Annotated in this window: 18 protein-coding genes; 10 read left to right on the top strand and 8 right to left on the bottom strand. The window is 66.4% G+C overall.

Features of this window, described 5'->3' with window-relative positions; genetic code table 11:
* Window positions 1–291 precede the first annotated feature (291 nt).
* On the top strand, window positions 292–1,266 hold the full coding sequence (locus AC5P7E_RS01080; RefSeq protein WP_012480803.1) for an RluA family pseudouridine synthase: 975 nt from the start codon (window positions 292–294) through the stop codon (window positions 1,264–1,266).
* Between the two features lie 411 nt (window positions 1,267–1,677).
* Here the strand turns inward: AC5P7E_RS01080 and zupT are convergent, their stop codons facing one another.
* From zupT to AC5P7E_RS01065, 3 genes are all read right to left on the bottom strand, one after another.
* On the bottom strand, window positions 1,678–2,487 hold the full coding sequence (zupT, locus tag AC5P7E_RS01075) for a zinc transporter ZupT (protein ID WP_111174348.1): 810 nt from the start codon (window positions 2,485–2,487) through the stop codon (window positions 1,678–1,680).
* Window positions 2,488–2,585: 98 nt separating this feature from the next.
* On the bottom strand, window positions 2,586–3,002 hold the full coding sequence (locus AC5P7E_RS01070) for an energy transducer TonB (protein ID WP_005410316.1): 417 nt from the start codon (window positions 3,000–3,002) through the stop codon (window positions 2,586–2,588).
* Entirely contained in the window at window positions 2,999–3,349 is a 351-nt protein-coding gene (locus AC5P7E_RS01065) for a 4a-hydroxytetrahydrobiopterin dehydratase (RefSeq protein ID WP_100440645.1), read from the bottom strand. The genes AC5P7E_RS01070 and AC5P7E_RS01065 overlap by 4 nt, the downstream gene beginning before the upstream one ends.
* Before the next feature lie 90 nt (window positions 3,350–3,439).
* Between AC5P7E_RS01065 and AC5P7E_RS01060 the strand changes: the two genes are divergently transcribed.
* Together AC5P7E_RS01060 and AC5P7E_RS01055 are read left to right on the top strand one after the other, a co-directional pair.
* Window positions 3,440–4,039 carry an NfuA family Fe-S biogenesis protein gene (locus AC5P7E_RS01060; protein ID WP_005410314.1) on the top strand — a complete coding sequence of 200 codons (600 nt, stop codon included), beginning with the start codon at window positions 3,440–3,442 and terminating at the stop codon, window positions 4,037–4,039.
* Between the two features lie 10 nt (window positions 4,040–4,049).
* A complete protein-coding gene (locus tag AC5P7E_RS01055; protein WP_114618914.1) occupies window positions 4,050–5,816 on the top strand; it encodes a hypothetical protein in 1,767 nt (588 codons plus the stop codon).
* Between the two features lie 103 nt (window positions 5,817–5,919).
* On the opposite strand, the gene AC5P7E_RS01050 is transcribed toward AC5P7E_RS01055, so the two are convergent.
* Both AC5P7E_RS01050 and AC5P7E_RS01045 read right to left on the bottom strand, forming a co-directional pair.
* The gene (locus AC5P7E_RS01050) at window positions 5,920–6,333 is read right to left on the bottom strand and encodes a barstar family protein (RefSeq protein ID WP_088429983.1); all 414 of its coding nucleotides are present in this window, start codon (window positions 6,331–6,333) and stop codon (window positions 5,920–5,922) included.
* Window positions 6,333–6,785 (bottom strand): guanyl-specific ribonuclease, encoded by a 453-nt coding sequence (locus AC5P7E_RS01045; protein ID WP_114618915.1) that lies wholly within the window; start codon window positions 6,783–6,785, stop codon window positions 6,333–6,335. The genes AC5P7E_RS01050 and AC5P7E_RS01045 overlap by 1 nt, the downstream gene beginning before the upstream one ends.
* Before the next feature lie 221 nt (window positions 6,786–7,006).
* On the opposite strand from AC5P7E_RS01045, the gene AC5P7E_RS01040 reads away from it, so the two are divergent.
* Window positions 7,007–7,618, top strand: a complete 612-nt coding sequence (locus tag AC5P7E_RS01040; RefSeq protein WP_005410310.1) for a superoxide dismutase — start codon at window positions 7,007–7,009, stop codon at window positions 7,616–7,618.
* Window positions 7,619–7,736: 118 nt separating this feature from the next.
* On the opposite strand, the gene AC5P7E_RS01035 is transcribed toward AC5P7E_RS01040, so the two are convergent.
* A complete protein-coding gene (locus AC5P7E_RS01035; RefSeq protein ID WP_114618916.1) occupies window positions 7,737–8,585 on the bottom strand; it encodes an endonuclease/exonuclease/phosphatase family protein in 849 nt (282 codons plus the stop codon).
* 164 nt (window positions 8,586–8,749) lie between these two features.
* Here AC5P7E_RS01035 and AC5P7E_RS01030 point away from each other — a divergent pair, with 164 nt between their 5' ends.
* Together AC5P7E_RS01030 and AC5P7E_RS01025 are read left to right on the top strand one after the other, a co-directional pair.
* On the top strand, window positions 8,750–10,315 hold the full coding sequence (locus AC5P7E_RS01030; RefSeq protein WP_005413967.1) for a POT-type proton-dependent oligopeptide transporter: 1,566 nt from the start codon (window positions 8,750–8,752) through the stop codon (window positions 10,313–10,315).
* Between the two features lie 7 nt (window positions 10,316–10,322).
* Window positions 10,323–10,949 carry a rhomboid family intramembrane serine protease gene (locus tag AC5P7E_RS01025; protein WP_005410307.1) on the top strand — a complete coding sequence of 209 codons (627 nt, stop codon included), beginning with the start codon at window positions 10,323–10,325 and terminating at the stop codon, window positions 10,947–10,949.
* A gap of 55 nt (window positions 10,950–11,004) precedes the next feature.
* Here AC5P7E_RS01025 and AC5P7E_RS01020 read toward each other — a convergent pair whose 3' ends face one another.
* A complete protein-coding gene (locus tag AC5P7E_RS01020; RefSeq protein ID WP_005413966.1) occupies window positions 11,005–11,166 on the bottom strand; it encodes a hypothetical protein in 162 nt (53 codons plus the stop codon).
* 209 nt (window positions 11,167–11,375) lie between these two features.
* Here AC5P7E_RS01020 and AC5P7E_RS01015 point away from each other — a divergent pair, with 209 nt between their 5' ends.
* From AC5P7E_RS01015 to AC5P7E_RS01000, 4 genes are all read left to right on the top strand, one after another.
* Window positions 11,376–11,678, top strand: coding sequence for a GNAT family N-acetyltransferase (locus AC5P7E_RS01015; RefSeq protein ID WP_005410305.1), 303 nt, complete (start codon window positions 11,376–11,378; stop codon window positions 11,676–11,678).
* 37 nt (window positions 11,679–11,715) lie between these two features.
* Complete coding sequence (locus tag AC5P7E_RS01010) at window positions 11,716–12,597, top strand: DUF3298 and DUF4163 domain-containing protein (protein WP_114618922.1); 882 nt, start codon at window positions 11,716–11,718, stop codon at window positions 12,595–12,597.
* A 19-nt stretch (window positions 12,598–12,616) separates the two neighbouring features.
* Window positions 12,617–13,732 (top strand): cyclopropane fatty acyl phospholipid synthase, encoded by a 1,116-nt coding sequence (gene cfa / locus AC5P7E_RS01005; protein ID WP_065183473.1) that lies wholly within the window; start codon window positions 12,617–12,619, stop codon window positions 13,730–13,732.
* 142 nt (window positions 13,733–13,874) lie between these two features.
* Window positions 13,875–14,636 (top strand): hypothetical protein, encoded by a 762-nt coding sequence (locus AC5P7E_RS01000; protein ID WP_024956640.1) that lies wholly within the window; start codon window positions 13,875–13,877, stop codon window positions 14,634–14,636.
* A gap of 202 nt (window positions 14,637–14,838) precedes the next feature.
* Here the strand turns inward: AC5P7E_RS01000 and AC5P7E_RS00995 are convergent, their stop codons facing one another.
* Window positions 14,839–17,007, bottom strand: a complete 2,169-nt coding sequence (locus tag AC5P7E_RS00995) for a M3 family metallopeptidase (RefSeq protein ID WP_005410302.1) — start codon at window positions 17,005–17,007, stop codon at window positions 14,839–14,841.
* Window positions 17,008–17,097: the final 90 nt, after the last annotated feature.

Below are 17,097 nucleotides of genomic sequence, written 5' to 3'. Positions count from 1 at the left end.
GACACCACGGCAGGCCGCGGGAGCGCTTCACTCTTATGGTTTTTGGGTGTTGCAGGGCCGCAGGCAGCTGTCAGCCAGGCTGGAGCGCCACGCGGGACATGTTCAGCACGGTTGCGTGTCAGGCATCCGGCGATGGCCGGGAAGGCCGGTGAGCCGCTAACATGGCCGCCCCGCGGGCGGTGGTCGCGCACTGTGCCGGATTCGTCGGAAGCTGGGCTTCTGGCCCTGAGTAACTTCCAACGAAATCAATCCCTTATCTCGCCCCCCGAGTGTAACAGAATAAACAGCCTGATGACCGCCCAAGACCCCACCAAGCCCGCTGGCGACAAGCCTTCCGTGCGCATGATCACCGTTCCCGCCGACCGCGCCGGCCAGCGCTTGGACAACTTCCTGCTCGGCCAGCTGAAGGGGGCCCCGCGCAGCCTGGTCTACAAGCTGGTGCGCAGTGGCCAGGTGCGGGTCAACGGTGGCCGCGCCAAGGCCGAGCGCAAGCTGGAGGCGGGCGATGAAGTGCGCGTGCCGCCGGTTCGTCTCACCGAAGAGGGAGACAAGGTGGGTCCCCCGGAGGCATTCATGCGCCGGCTGGAGCAGGCCATCGTGTTCGAGGACGCGCGCCTGCTGGCCCTGAACAAGCCCACCGGCGTGGCCAGCCACGGTGGCAGTGGCATCAGCTTCGGCGCGATCGAGACCCTGCGCGCGTTGCGTCCCGGGCAGACCCTGGAGCTGGTCCACCGGCTGGATCGCGACACCTCGGGCCTGCTGATCGTGGCCAAGAAGCGCTCGGCGCTGAGCGAACTGCAGGCGCTGCTGCGTGAAGACCACGGTGCCGGCATCCGCAAGCGCTACCTGACCCTGCTGGCCGGGCGCATGCCCGACGGGGTGATGACGGTCGATGCGCCGCTGCATGTCGGCCTGCGCCAGGGCGGCGAGCGCCATGTGCAGGTCAACGCGATCGGCAAGGAATCGATCAGCCACTTCCGGGTGCTGGAGCGCCGCGGCGGCCATTCCTATTGCGAGGTGCGCATCGAGACCGGCCGTACCCACCAGATCCGCGTGCATGCCCAGCACCTGGGGCATCCGGTGGCCGGCGACGACAAGTACGGCGATCCGGCGGTCAACAAGCGGCTTCGTGAGCAGATCGGGCTGAAGCGTCTGTTCCTGCACGCGGCCTCGCTGGAGTTCGCGCTGGACGACGGCAAGAGCCCGTATGTGCTGAACGCGCCGCTGGCCGATGAGCTGGTCGAGGCGCTGGACCGCCTGCGCTGACGGCAGTTCGGCGGCGCCGGGCGCTTGGTCGGCGCCATTCGCAGCGCTCAGACACCCGCGCCTCTTCGCCCTCGCCGGACCTGCGGTGCTCGGCTCGCTACAAGGCGGACCCGGACATTCGCAGCGTAGGCCCATACCCGCACGCAGCCTTTGTAGACTCGAGTCGTACTCGACTCACGCGCGCAGCGCGCGCTTCGCTCTTCAATCTTTTCATCGCGCGGCTGGCGTGCACGGAAGAATGACGGGGCACGGGCGGGGCCGGCTTGCAGGGGTGTCTGCGGCATGGATGCCGCGGACAAGCCCCCATGGACGGGTTCACGGCGTCCCCTGCAAGCCGGCCCCGCCCGTGACCTCTCGATACTGCGGAACGTGCCAGCCGCGAGGGGGCTCAGCCCGTTGGCCGGGAACCCCTCACCACTTGAACAGCACCAGACTGATCGCCAGGGTGCCCATGCCGGCCACCAGGCCATATACCGTCTCGTGGCCCTTGGCATAGCGCTTGGCTGCCGGCAGCAGCTCGTCCAGCGCCAGGAACACCATCACGCCGGCGATCAGTCCGAACACCCAGCCAAACGTGGCGTGCGACAGCGATCCTGACAACAACCAGTAGCCCAGCACCGCGCCCACCGGCTCAGCCAGGCCGGACAGCAGGCTGGCACTGAACGCATAGAACTTGTTCTGGGTGGCGAAGTACACCGGCACCGCGATCGCGATGCCCTCGGGAATGTTGTGGATGGCGATGGCGAAGGCCAGCGGCATGCCCACCGACGGGCTTTCCAGCGTAGCGAAGAAGGTCGCCAGGCCTTCCGGGAAATTGTGCGCGGTGATCGCCACCGAGGTCAGCAGCGCGACCCGCTTCAGGTACTCGCGGCTGTTCTCGCGGAACGCAGGGTCCTGTTTGTCCAGGCTGTCATGCGGATTGGGAATGAAGTGATCGATCAGCACGATCACGATCACGCCGGCCAGGAAGGCCAGCGTGCCGTAGGTGAAGCCGGTGCGCTCGCCATAGGCCAGGGCGAACGATGCGATGGATTTGTTGAGGATTTCCGATAGCGACACGTAGACCATCGCGCCGCCGGCGAAGGCCAGGCCGAACGCCAGCAGGCGCGGATTGGGGCGGCGCGAGAACAGCACCAGCAGGCTGCCGATGGCAGTGGCCAGACCGGCCGCGAGGGTGACCGACAGTGCGATCCAGACATTTTCGGGGGGAATCTGCAGCATGTACCGACGCGGTCCTGGTCAACAGACAGCCGCCCCGGATGAGCCCGGGGCGGGGAGGGCGAGGCGGGCGTCGGCTGGCCTCGTCGGGGCGCGCGCGATCAGCCGCCGCGGCGCAGGCGTTCTTCGATGGCGAAGCACTGATCGGGCTTCGGCTGCGGCGGGTTGAAGCTGACCGGCACCTGGATGGTGGCCGGCACGGCAGCGCCATTGCGGGTGGCGGCCTTGAACTGCCAGCCCTGAACGGCCGTTTTGGCCAGTTCGTCCAGCTGCGGGTTGCCGGCGCCGGTCAGCAGGGCGACCTCGCTTGGCTTGCCGTCGGTGCCGATGGTCACCTTGAAGGTGCTGGTGCCGCCTACGCCCATGCAGGCCAGTTCAAGCGGGTACTGCGGTGGCGGCGTCTTCACCGCGGCCACTTCGGTCGGCGGCGGCGGCGGTGGTGCCGGCGGTTCCGACGGGCCACAACCGGCCAGGCCGGTCGCAGCAATCAGGGACAGGCTCAGCAAGCGTACGTTCATGGCAGTTGCTCCGTCAGGGCCGAAGTCTTCGCAGCGCAGATGAAGTCGTTCTCGCTCAGGCCGCCCACGTCGTGGGTGGAAAAGCGCACCACAGCGCGGTCGTAGTGCACGCCCAGGTCCGGATGGTGGTCCTCGCGGTGGGCAATCCAGGCCAGCGCGTTCACGAAGGCCATGGTGGCGTAGTAATCCTTGAAGCGGAAGGTGCGCAACAGGGCCTGTCCGCCCTCGCTCAGCTCCCAGCCGGGAATCTGCGGCAGCAGTTCGGCCAGGCGGGCTTCGCCGAGCTTGTGGTCGCTGCCTTTGCGCGGCACGCAACGGGCCTGGGCCAGTGGAATCAGGTCGGCCATGGGAATCTCCACCTCGTGTTGACTGAACAATGCGCCGGACGGTGTATAAATCGAATGAGCGGCTGACGCTTACTTGGCTAGAATAGCCTGATGATCCAGATCTCCGACACTGCCCAGACCCATTTCCGCAAGCTGATCGAACGCGAGGGCGTGCCCGGCATGGGTGTGCGCTTGAGCGCGGTCGATCCCGGCACCCCGCGCGCCGACGCCCGGCTGGAGTTCGCCGAACCGACCGACCTGCTCGGCGACGAGTGGGCGGTGGACTGCGATGGTTTCACGCTCTACGTTGATGCCGGCAGCGTCGGTTGGCTCGATGGCGCCGAGATCGACATCGTCGCCGGCAGTGCCGGTACCCAGCAGCTGACCATCAAGGCGCCGCGCATCAAGGGCGAAGCGCCCGGCGATGCCGCCTCGCTGGTCGAGCGCGTGCACTGGGTGGTGGAAAACGAAATCAATCCGCAGCTGGCCTCGCATGGCGGCAAGGTGGCCGTGCAGGAAGTTTCGGCCGAAGGCGTGGTGCTGCTGCGCTTCGGTGGCGGTTGCCAGGGCTGCGGCATGGCCGACGTGACCCTCAAGCAGGGCATTGAAAAGACCCTGATGGGCCGCGTGCCGGGCGTGACCGCCGTGCGCGACGCGACCGACCACGACAGTGGCCACGCGCCGTATATCCCTCGCGGCAACGCCGCCTGATCGCTGACGCGTGCCTCTGACCCGGGCCGAGCAGTTCATCGACCTGCTGCTGGCCCGCCAGCAGCCCAGGGCCGTCCTCGAGAAAACCACGCGCCTGCCGTATGGCTGGGCGCTGTGGCTGCGCTCGCTCGGTCCGTTGCCGCGGCCGCTGCACGCCAGCGAGTTGATCGCGGTGCTGCTGCCGCGTCCGCTGCCAGGGCCACCCGGGCAGTTGCCCCGGCTGTCACCCTGGCAAGCGTTGCGCCGTCTGTTCTGGCAGGACTGGGATGCTGCGCCGCGCGACCAGCGCTGGATGCGTTGGGTCTCGGCCTTGGCCAGTGCGCTGCTGCATCTGCTGTTCTTCATGCTGCTGCTATGGGTGGCAGTGATCCGCACCTCGGCACCGGAAGAACAAGGCGCCGAGGGCGAGCGCGTGCAGGTGGAGTTCGTCGGTCGCGCTACCCAGGAGGGCGGTGGCGATCAGCCAGGTGCGGAAGCGGCGGCCGCTGCACCGCCGGGCCAGGTTGCAGCTGGCCAGAACGCAGGGGCCGAAACGGCGCCTGAGCCGCGTCCGGCGTCCGCGTCGGCAGCTGCGTCCGCACCCGCTCCGGCTGCAGTGGCCAGCGTGCCGCCGCCGCCCGCCGAATCCGAGCCGGCGCCGGTCGCGGCACCGCCGCCGTCTCCGGTGCAGGCCACCGAAGTAGCCGAGGCCAGTACGGATTTCGTGGTGCCACCTGTCAGCGTGCCGCGCACGGAGATCAGCATCGTGCCGCGCGACACGGTACCGACGGTGCGCGAGCGCAGTGTGCAGCCGGTGCAGGTGCCGCCGGCCCCGGCCGCACTGCGTGCGCCGGAGATCGCGGTGCGGACGCCGCAGCTGCGTGACATCCCGGTGCAGGAGCGTGAAATCAGTACGGTCGATGCACCGGCGATATCGCAGCCGCTGCGCACGGCCGATGTACAGGTCCGTGTGCCGCAGCGCGATGTGCAGGTGCGCGAGCGCGAAGTGCAGGCCGTGGTCGATCCGCAGGTACGGATGGCTGCTGTGGCCGGGCGCGAGCCGACCGTGCGTGCGCCGGCAGGCCGTGACCTGCAGGTGCGCGAGCGCGAAGTTGCGTCGGCACCCGCGGCGGCGCCTTCAACGTCCAGTGGCAGCGCGCCAGCGGCAACGCCCGCGCCTGCGGCCAGTAGCACTGCAACCCAGGCCAACAGCAGCACGCCACGGCCATCCACCTCCAGCACGACACCGGCCCAGGCCGGCGCGCGTCCGGCTCCCAACCCGGGCAACTGGGCTACGCCTGCCAAGGGCGACGACTGGGGCGCGTCGAGCCGCAACCACGACGGCGCCAGCAGGGGCGCAAGCCAGGCCAGTGCCGCCGGCAAGGGCAATGGCCTGTTCAATGCCGACGGCAGCGTGCGCGTGCCGGGGCAGGAAGGTGGCGGTCACGCCGAACGTGGTGCCCCCGGTGGCGCCAACGATGGCTGGAGCAAGGAGCGCATCGCGCAGTCTGGCACCTGGTTGAAGCGACCGCCGTACGACTACACGCCGACCTCGTTCGACAAGTACTGGGTGCCGCAGGAATCACTGCTGGCCGAATGGGTGCGCAAGGGCATCAAGTCGATGGAGATTCCGTTGCCGGGCACCGGTACGAAGATCTCCTGCGTGATCTCGATCCTGCAGGCGGGTGGCGGCTGCGGCCTCACCAATCCGAACATGCAGGACCAGCCGGCGGTGGCACGGCCGCCGCCGGACATTCCGTTCAAGAAAGAGCTGCAGGAAGATAACGGGAGCCGGTAGGCTAGGGGGCGCGCCACGCCCTGGCCGGCTCGCGTTTGGGTAGGTGCCAACCTTGGTTGGCACAGGAACGCCGACCAAGGTCGGCCTCTACCAGGGCATTGCCCTACGCGCTCTGCGACAGGAACACCCAGAACGGCACGTCGCGGCCGACCCAGTCGCGGCTGGCTTCGTCCATCACGTCCAGCAACGTGTCGAAATCCTTCTGTGTGGAGGCGCGCAACGTATCCACGTCGGCCAGGAACAGCGCGTAACCGTCGGCCGGCAGCCATTGCAGATCACGCAGGTTGTCCGACAGTGCATCCCAGTTGCCGCCGAAGCCAGCCGGGAAATCCAGCTGCGCCGCCAGCCGGGCGAGCAGGGTGCGTTTGTCGGCGACGCCTTCCAGGTCGATGCGGATCACCTTCACGCCGGCATCGCGCATCGCTGCGGCCAGTGCGCCGATGTCGTCGCTGTCGATGGCGTAGACGCCGGCATTGTTGATGTCATGCAGGCCGAGGCCGAAATCGTCGTGGCTCATCACTGCGCTCCTTGGGCCGGTACGGTGAAGCTGCGGAACGATTCGTAGTGGTCGTCGGTGTAGTACCACGCCTCCGGCGGATCGCCGCCGGTGACGATGCGGCGCGTGCCACGGGTGCGCGCGCCGGGGGTGTCCACGGTGTATTCGCGGTAGTAACCGCGCGGACGCTGCGGCAGCTGCTGTTCGCGGTTACCGAAGGTGCTGCCATCCTGGCGGTGCGGGAACGGCCCGCCGCGCTGGATCAGCGCGATCGTCTGCAGGGCTTCGGCGGGCAGGAAGGCGGGCAGACCGTTGCCCTTGCCGGGCGTGGCCGTGGCCGGTGCGCGCGCGGCAGTCGCACCCTGCAGGTCCGGCGCGAACTGCGGCGCCGGCGGGCGCTGCATGAAATAGTTGACGACCAGGCCGAGCAGCAGCAGGGCGATGGCGGTGATCAGCAGCCGGGGGTTGCGCATGGGCAAGGAAGCGGGCGAGGGTGGTGCTCGCACTGTAGCGCCTGCGCGCTGCACGGTGCATGAGGACGGCGCCGCGTCACCGCTGCGTAACAATTGCCGTCGTGCTCACCGGCAGGACGCAATTTCCTTTACATCCCCCTTGGTAATCTGGCGGTCTGTCCCCATCATTCACCGCGCAACGCCCGACACCGTCGGGTGCCCTCGCAATCAGGAGATGCATCATGGCCTATACCCTGCCCAAGCTGTCCTACGCCTACGACGCGCTGGAACCGCATATCGATGCGGCGACGATGGAAATCCATCACACCAAGCATCACCAGACCTACATCAACAACGTCAACGCGGCGCTGGAAGGCACCGAGTACGCTGACCTGCCGGTCGAAGAACTGGTGAAGAAGCTCAAGTCGCTGCCGGAGAACCTGCAGGGTCCGGTGCGCAACAACGGTGGCGGCCATGCCAACCACTCGCTGTTCTGGACCGTGATGGCACCGAACGCGGGCGGTAACCCGGTGGGCGACGTGGCCAAGGCCATCGACAAGGACCTGGGCGGCTTCGACAAGTTCAAGGACGCCTTCACCAAGGCAGCGCTGACCCGTTTCGGCAGCGGCTGGGCCTGGCTGAGCGTGACTCCGGACAAGAAGGTGGTGGTCGAGAGCACCGGCAACCAGGATAGCCCGCTGATGGAAGGCAACACCCCCATCCTCGGCCTGGACGTGTGGGAACACGCGTACTACCTGAAGTACCAGAACCGCCGCCCGGAATACATCGGCGCGTTCTTCAACGTCATCGACTGGAACGAAGTCGAGCGCCGTTACCAGGAAGCGATTGCCTGATCTGCGTCGCTGGATGAAATGAAGAGGCCGGGGGAGACCCCGGCCTTTTTGTTTTCCGCATTGGTAGTGCCGGCCGCTGGCCGGCAGCCCTGGAATGCCGGCCAGCGGCCGGCACTACCTATTCGGCCGTGGCCGTATCGCCCTGCAGGCGCAGGGTGGCCATTACGCCCAGACGCAGGCCCGGCAGGTCACCGTCGGCCGGCAGCAGGATCGGCTGCTGGCGGATGCCGCCGAAGTGCTTGACCTGGAACAGCACGTCCAGGCCATGACCACTGGCGCCACCGCCGCTGGCCGCCGGCGGCTCGGGGCGGCCGCCCGGATTGCGCCGGGCCGGCTGGAACCCCGGGGTACTGCGCACGAGCTCGATGGTAGTTGCCGAGAAATCACCGGCGATCAGGCTGGGCATGCCCTCGGCGGTGGCGCCGATCCAGGTCATCAGGTCGCTGGTCTGGTGCTGGCGGGCAGTGGCCTCGTCCGGGTCCGGGCGCAGCCGTGCCACATAGATGTTGACCAGCGCCTGGCCCAGCTTCAGCCGCATCATGCCGGCGGCGCTGAAGGTGCCGGGTGGGTGCAGCAGGGTTACGCCATCCTCGCTGACCGGCAGCCGGGTCAGCATCGCGTTGCCATGCCGCAACGGCTGGCTGGGCGGATCGGCGGTAACGAAGTCGCAGCTGTAGCGCAGCCGGCTGGCCAGCCAGCAGGCCGGATTGCGGCCCTGCTGCTGCAGCACCTGCTGTACGGAGATCACGTCCGGCTGCAGCTCGGTGAGCAGGTGCGCCACCTGTTCGCGGCGCTGCTTCCACTGCGCATCATCGCGGCTGGGCAGTTCCAGCGCGGCCACGGTCAGCTGCCGGGGCTCGGCCTCACCGCTGGCGGCGGCCGGTGCCTGCGGCCGCGCCTGTGCCTGCAACGCCAGCAGCAGCACGAGACAGCTGAGCAGGAGACGGGCGTGGGCGAGGGGGCGCATAACGATAAGTTTACGCTTTTGTCGTGCAGGTGCCGTGACTTCCGGCATGTAGTGGCGTTGCCTGCCACGGATTGGCACCGTTGTCATGCAGCCCTGCAGCGTGCTTCGCAAGCCCTGCTTCCGGTAACCTTGGCGCCTTTCGCTTTGCAGGATTGCCTTACAGGATGAGCCACGACGCAGTTGCCCCCATCGCCGGCCAGGGAAAGATGCCGCGCCAGATCCCGTACATCATCGGCAATGAGGCCTGCGAGCGGTTCAGTTTCTACGGGATGCGCAACATCCTGGTGCAGTTCCTGATCACCTCGCTGCTGCTGCAGGAAATCACTGCGGAAGGCCGTGCCGGTGAAGCCAAGGACATCATGCACAGCTTCATGATCGGCGTGTATTTCTTCCCGCTGCTCGGAGGCTGGCTGGCCGACAGGTTCTTCGGCAAGTACCACACCATTCTCTGGTTCAGCCTGGTCTACTGTGCCGGCCATCTGTGCCTGGCGCTGTTCGAGAACAGCCGCGAGGGCTTCTTCCTCGGCCTGGGCCTGATTGCGCTGGGTGCCGGTGGCATCAAGCCGCTGGTGGCCTCGTTCATGGGCGACCAGTTCGACCAGAGCAACAAGCACCTGGCCAAGATCGTTTTCGACGCCTTCTACTGGATCATCAACTTCGGCTCGCTGTTCGCCTCGCTGCTGATCCCGCTGGTGCTGAAGAACTGGGGCCCGCAGTGGGCGTTCGGCATCCCGGGCATCCTGATGTTCATCGCCACTTTCGTGTTCTGGCTGGGTCGCAAGCGCTACGTGCTGGTACCGCTGCCGCCGAAGGACCCGCATTCGTTCGCCAACGTGGTGCGTACCGCACTGACCACGCGCGTGGCCGGCCAGGGCCGTCCGGGCCTGGTGATCGCCGTGCTCGGCCTGGTGCTGGCAGCGGCCTCGTTCGGCCTGGTCGGCTCGCTGGGCATCGTCATCTGCCTGTGCCTGGCGCTGGTGTCGATCCTGGCGGGCATCGGCGGTGGCACCTGGCTGCAGCTCGATCGCGCCCGTGGCCAGCATCCGGCCGAAGCGGTTGAAGGCGTGCGCTCGGTGCTGCGCGTGCTGGTGATCTTCGCCCTGACCACGCCGTTCTTCTCGCTGTTCGACCAGAAGGCCTCGACCTGGGTCCTGCAGGGCCAGCAGATGCAGATGCCGAGCTGGTTCACCGCCTCGCAGATGCAGGCGCTGAACCCGCTGCTGGTAATGATCCTGATTCCGTTCAACAACCTGGTGCTGTACCCGGCCCTGCGCCGCTTCGGCTTCGAGCCGACCGCGCTGCGCCGCATGACCGCCGGCATCGCCTTCAGCGGCCTGGCCTGGATCGTGGTCGGCGGCATCCAGGTGGTGATGGACGGTGGCAATGCCATGTCGATCTTCTGGCAGATGCTGCCGTATGCGCTGCTGACCTTCGGTGAGGTGCTGGTCTCGGCCACCGGCCTGGAGTTCGCCTACAGCCAGGCGCCGCAGGCGATGAAGGGCGTGGTGATGAGCTTCTGGAACCTGACCACCACCATCGGCAACCTGTGGGTGCTGCTGTCCAACGCTGCTGTGCGCAACGATGCGGTGACCCACAAGATCGCCAGTACGGGCCTGAGCGAGGCGGCATTCCTGATGTTCTTCTTCGCCGGTTTCGCCTTCGTCGCGGCGTTGGCCTTCGGTTGGTACGCGAAACGCTATCGTATGGTCGACAACTACCGTAGCGCCTGAGCCTGACATGACCCCCGTCAATCTGCTGTTGATCGCCATCACCGCCCTCCTGTCGTGGATGGCGTTCAACAACCGCAAGCTGGCCGACCGCCTGATCCTGTGGCCGCCGGCCATCGACCGTCACCGCCAGTACGACCGGCTGGTGACCTATGGCTTCATCCACGCCGACTGGTCGCACCTGATCTTCAACATGATCACCCTGTTCTTCTTCGGGGGATTCATCGAGAGCGTGATGGTGCAGCTGACCGGCAGCTACCTGACCTACCCGGCGTTCTACATCGGTGCGCTGCTGGTCTCGATCCTGCCCAGCTACCTGAAGAACCAGAAGAACCCGAACTACCTGAGCCTGGGCGCGTCCGGGGCGGTGTCGGCGGTTCTGTTCGCCTTCATCCTGATCAAGCCGTGGTCGATCATCCTGGTGTTCTTCATCCCGGCACCGGCCATTGTCTATGCCGCGTTCTACGTGGGCTACAGCATCTGGATGGACAAGCGCGGTGGTGATCGCATCAACCACAGCGCCCACCTGGCGGGCGCGGCGTTCGGTGTGATCTTCATGCTGGCCATGCAGCCGAGCATCTTCACCCACTTCCTGCGCGAGCTTTCCAACCCGACCTTCCGCCTCGGCGGCGGTTGAGGGGCCGGGGTCGGATCCACTGGATCCGCCCCCTGGGGCAGGGACCCGCTCCTGGTCAGGCGCGGGTCTGCTGGCCGTAGGTGTCCAGCAGGCGGGCGAATACCTCTTCGCCGATGCGCTGGAAATCCTGATCTTCGGTCTGCCCTTCCACCGCCAGCTGCAGCAGGCCCTCCAGCAGGGCGCGGTCGGTGTCGGAATGGGAATCGCTGGGGTGCATCGGAGCCTCCGCGGTGGTGCGCATGATCAACGGTCGCAAGGGCCGTGCCAGCATGGCCGTACCCCTCCACAGGCGATAGCGGCCGTCCTCGCTCCAGCTTGAGGGTCGAAAACTGACGTGAATGGATTGGACTTGCCCCTGTTCAGGCTTCACGCGATCATGGCGCCCGGCTGCGCACCATCCACGCAGTCGCCGCAGGAGACAGTTCCATGGCTTCGGTCACGCCCCCCGGTCTGGCCTACGAGGTCGAACACGACCTGGCCAACCATCGCTTCACCGCCCGTGTGCGCGGACAGCTGGCGGTGCTCGATTACCAGATCAAACGCAGGCGCATGGTCATCACCCACACCGAGGTACCCGAGCCGATTGCCGGCCGTGGCATCGCAGGTGAGCTGACCCGCGTGGCACTGCGCTTTGCCCGCGAGCAGAAGTACAAGGTGGTGCCGGCATGTTCCTACGCCGAAGCCTTCCTGCAGCGGCACGAGGAGTACCACGACCTGCTCGCTGGCTGAATGCCAGCGGGCCACGCTTCAGCCATGGCAGGCGATGATGTACAAACATGAACAGGGGATCCCGATGAAGATTGGAAACAACCGGCCATTGCACGGCAGCGTGCTGGCCGGCGTGGTGGGCGTGCTGTTGCTGGCCGGTTGCCAGCGTGAAAGCGAGCCGGCACCGGCGACCGACGCGGCCCCCGCCGCCGAGGCCACTGCCGCAGGTGAAACGCCGGCCACGGAAGCGCCGCTGGACCTGCGCGACGTGATCGAGAACAACGAGCGCGAAGTGGTGGGCATCAGCTACCCGGCCGGCATCGATCGCTACCCGGGCCTGGCGCGCGCGCTGCAGAACTACGCAACCAGCGCACGCAGCGACCTGCAGCAGGCACTGGACGGGCTCGGCAATGACAAGCCGACCATGCCCTACGAACTGTCGCTGAGCTTCGAGAAGCTGCTGGAAACGCCGCAGCTGGTGGTGGTCAGTGCCGATGGCAGCCGCTATACCGGTGGCGCCCACGGCGAGCCGCTGGTGGCGCGTTTCGTGTGGCTGCCGGCGCAGCAGCAGATGCTCAGTGCCGACAAGCTGGTGGCCGATGCCAAGGGCTGGAAGGCGATCAGTGATTTCGTCGCCGACCAGCTGCGCGAACGCGTGGCCACCCGCCTCAGTGGCGAGGACATGGACCCGGCCCAGCTGCAGGAATCGCTGCGTAACGCATCGCGCATGATCGCCGACGGTACCGGCCCCCAGGCCGACAATTTCAGCCAGTTCCAGCCGCTGACCAACGACAGGGGGCAGATCACCGCGCTGCGCTTTGTTTTCCCGCCGTACCAGGTGGGTCCATACTCGGACGGCACCCAGACCGCCGACGTACCGGCGGCGGTGCTGTTGCCGCACGTGGCCAAGGACTACGTGGAGCTGTTCGCACGCGGTTGACCGCAGTCGAGGAGGTGGCGTGGATACAGGGTTGCAGGAGCGGGTCGCCGGCCTGCTGCAGGAAGCCGGGGTCCGCATCGGCGGCACCCAGCCACAGGACATCCAGGTGCATGACCCGCGCTTTTTCGCGCGGGTCATGGCGCACGGCTCGCTTGGCCTCGGCGAGAGCTACATGGACGGTTGGTGGGATGCCAACGTCCTCGATGAATTCCTCGTCCACCTGATGCAGGCACACCTGGATGAACGGGTGCACGGTTGGCGCGAAGTGGCCGATGCGCTGAAGGCGCGCCTGTTCAACCTGCAGGTCGGGCAGGGCAGCTACGAAGTGGGCCGCCGCCACTACGATCTTGGCAACGACCTCTACCAGGCCATGCTCGGCCAACGCCTGGTGTACAGCTGCGGCTACTGGCGCAATGCCGGTGATCTCGATGCCGCGCAGGAGGCCAAGCTGGACCTGGTCTGCCGCAAGCTGGGGCTGCGCCCCGGGCAGCGTGTGCTGGACATCGGCTGTGGCTGGGGTGAAGCCCTGAAGTTCGCAGCAGAGCGCTACGGCGTCACCGGCGTCGGCGTGACCATTTCGCAGGAACAGGCCGGGTACGCACGCGAACTGTGCGCCGGCCTGCCGATCGAGATCCGCCTGCAGGACTATCGCGAACTGGATGAGCCGTTCGATGCGATCTTCTCGATCGGCATGTTCGAGCATGTCGGCGACAAGAACTACGCCAGTTTCTTCGAGGTGGCCAGGCGCTGCCTGTCTTCGCGCGGGTTGCTGCTGCTGCACACCATCGGCACCAACATCTCGCGGCATCGCACCGATCCGTGGATCGCGCGCTACATCTTCCCCAATTCAATGCTGCCGTCGGCGGTGCAGATCAGCAAGGCGTTCGAAGGGCGCTTCGTGCTGGAGGACTGGCACAACTTCGGCACCGACTACGACCTCACCCTGCAGGCTTGGCGACGCAACGTGGAAGCGGCGTGGCCGCAGCTGGACGCGCGCTACGACGAGCATTTCCGCCGCATGTGGCGGTTCTACCTGGCCGGATCGATGGCCACCTTCCGCTGCCGGCACGCGCAGCTGTGGCAGCTGGTGCTGTCGCCGGAAGGCGTACCGGGTGGGTACGTGGCGCCACGCTGAGGGTGCGCAGGGGTAGATCAGGCCGGATGCGATACTTACTGACGCCAAATCCGTGTGTTGCACGGTCAGCTCCGCGCGTGGACGTCGTCGACGCTACGCTGTTGGGTCGGCGGGGTTACCGCATTCCTGAAGGCGTTGCAGCATGGGTTGGGACATCACCTACCATCCAGTCGCGGATTCGGAGATCCGTGACATCTATTTCCGTGCTCTGGAGGACGTGACGCTGGTCGAGGCGCTGCAACAGCGGTTCCGGATCGAGCCGTTCTACATGGAGCAGTTGCAGGAACGCATCGACGAGGCTCGCTCGATCAGCGCCGACGTGCCTTTCGAGAAGGGGCACGCTTTGTACCTGGCGATCGTGGCCGGCCACCTTCGGCGGTATCACTATCTCCGCGGGAGCGCCCTTTCGTTTTTCATCGACGATCCGGCGGTCGCCCGGTATTTCGCGGACTGGCGGCAACTGGTGCCGTTGCAGTGGGCGGATGCTGCCGCCGGCAACCATCTACGTGAAAACTATGGTGGTGGCGTGTTCATCACGCATGCCCGGCTGAAGCAATTACGCGCTGATTATGCAGTGGACAGCGCACTTGCTGCGCGCCTGGAGGAGCTGTTCTCCGATGGACGCCTGGTCGTTTTCTGGCGTGTTGTCGATGAAGCGATCGCCAGCGGATGCGGATTGCTGGAGGCCAGCGAGGTGGTCGAGCCGAACCCGATGGATCTCAATGCATCGACCAGCTTGAGCAATCTGCTGAACTGCGCGCCGGACGGCGCGATCCTTTATGCGGAAGCCGCGGCGGCCCAGCTGGCGGAGTTCGTGGCAGCGCACCCGGATGTCGCATCGACTGCCGCTGCCGCGCCCGGTGCGCCGAAACGACGGTGGTGGGAGCGACTGTTTCGGCGCTGATCTGGAAGCGCATCCACGCATGGCGCGGATCTACTGGAGTGCGTCATGTGTGGATCGATGATGCCGGGGTTCGTGGCGCGAATGGATCGTGCCGACCAACGGTCGGCACCCACCAGTAGATCCACGCCATGCGTGGATGTCCCAACAAAAAAACCGCCCGGTTTCCCGGGCGGTTTTTCGTTTCAGGCTACTGCGCGGGCGATCAGTTGCCGGCGCCGGTCAGGCCACGCTTTTCCAGCAGCGGTTCGATCTGCGGCTCGTGGCCGGCGAAATCGCGGAACAGCTGCATCGCGTCGACGCTGCCGCCCTTGGACAGCAGGGTGGCGCGGAAGTGGTCGCCGTTCTTGCGGCTCAGGCCGCCGTTGTCCTTGAACCACTTCTGGGTGTTGGCGTCGAGCACTTCCGACCAGATGTAGGCGTAGTAACCGGCCGAGTAGCCGCCCATGATGTGGCTGAAGTACGGGGTCTTGTAGCGCGGCGGCACCGGCGCGTAGTAGATGCCGTCCTTCTCCAGCGCGGCGCGCTCGAAGGCCATCACGTCCTTGGCGGCCGGCACCTGGTCGGCGCCGATCTGGTGCCAGCGCTGGTCCAGCATGGCCGCACCCAGGTACTCGGTGGTAGCGAAGCCCTGGTTGAACTTGGCTGCCGCCAGCACCTTGTCCAGCAGTGCCTGCGGCATCGCCGAACCATTCTGGTAGTGCTTGGCGTAGTTCTTCAGGATGACCGGGTTGTCGGCCCACATCTCGTTGACCTGCGAGGGGAACTCGACGAAGTCACGCGGCACCGAGGTGCCCGAGAAGTACGGGTACTTCACGTTGGAGAACATGCCGTGCAGGGCGTGGCCGAACTCGTGGAACGTGGTGTTCACCTCGTCCCAGGTCAGCAGGGTCGGCTGGCCGGCCGGCGGCTTCGGAATGTTCAGGTGATTGGCGACCACCGGCTTGAAGCCGGTCAGCTTGGACTGCGAGACGTAGGAGTTCATCCACGCGCCACCGCGCTTGGAGGCGCGTGCATACGGGTCGAAGATGAAGATCGCCAGCTGGCTGCCGTCGGCGTCGAACACGTCGTAGACGGTGACGTCATCGTGGTAGACCGGCAGGTCGGTGCGCTGCTTGAAGGTCAGGCCGAATTCCTGGCCCGCGGCGTAGAACACGCCGTTCTCCAGCACGTTCTTCATTTCGAAGTACGGCTTCAGCTGCGACTCGTCGAAGTTGTACTTGGCCTGGCGCACCTTCTCGCTGTAGAAGGCCCAGTCCCACGGTTCCAGCTTGAACGTCGGCTTGCCAGCGGCCTTCTGTTCCTGGTCGATCATCGCCTGCAGGTCGGCGGCTTCACGCTTGGCGTTGGCCACCGCGGCCGGGGCCAGCTTGCCCAGCATCGCGTTGACCGCTTCGGGGGTCTTGGCGGTCTGGTTGGTCAGGTTGTAGGCGGCGAAGTTCGGGAAGCCCATCAGCTTGGCCTTGTCGGCGCGCAGCTGCATGATGCGCGAGACCAGCGCGGTGTTGTCGAACTCACCGCCGCGGCTGCCGCGGCTCACCGATGCTTCGTAGATCTTCTGGCGCAGGGCGCGGTTGGCCAGGTTGGTCAGCGGCGGCTGGCCGGTGGTGTTGAGCAGGGTGATCACGTACTTGCCGTCCTGGCCGCGGGCCTTGGCGGCTTCGGCGGCGGCGGCGATCTGCTCCTTGGACAGGCCGTCCAGTTGCTTGACGTCGTCGACGGTGATCGCCGAAGCGTTCACCTCCGACTGCACGTTCTGGCTGAACTTGGTACCCAGGTTGGCCAGCTCGGCGTTCATCTCCTTCAGCTTGGCCTTGTCGGCGTCGGACAGCTTGGCGCCTGCGCGCACGTAGTTGTCGTAGTACTTCTCGACCAGGCGCACGCCTTCGGCGTCCAGGCCCAGCTGGCTGCGGGTGTCGTACAGCGCCTGGATGCGGGCGAACAGCTTGCCGTTCAGCGCGATCGCATCGCTGTGCGCGGCGAACTTCGCCGAGTAGTCGGCCTGCAGCTTCTTGCGGGTGTCGTTGGTGTCGGCACCGACCAGGCTGAAGAACACGGTGGTCGCGCGGTCGAGGATGTCACCGCTCTTTTCCAGGGCGATGATGGTGTTGTCGAAGGTCGGCTTGGCCTTGTTGTTGGCGATGGCCTCCACTTCCTTCAGCTGCTGCGCCATGCCGGCGTCGAAGGCCGGGGCGAAGTCGCTGTCCTTGATCTTGTCGAACTGCGGGAAGTGCAGCGGCAGCGGGCTTTCGGCGAAGAACGGATTGGCCTGCTGGGCGGTGCTGCTGGCGGCCGGGGTGGCGGCGCCGGCCGAGAAGGCGGGCAGGGCAAGGCCGAGGGACATGGCCACGGCAAGGGCAAGGCGGGTGGTCAAGGCAGGAACTCCGGTAAGGCAAACAAGGGCCCGAGGGTAACCCGGCCGGCGGCGCCCGCACTTGTGTCAAAAGGCATGTTGCCGCGGCCG

Source organism: Stenotrophomonas sp. YJH_SMC_25 (assembly GCF_059369595.1).
Note: the sequence above shows the minus strand (reverse complement) of the source record. Positions and strands in the feature narration are given on the sequence as shown.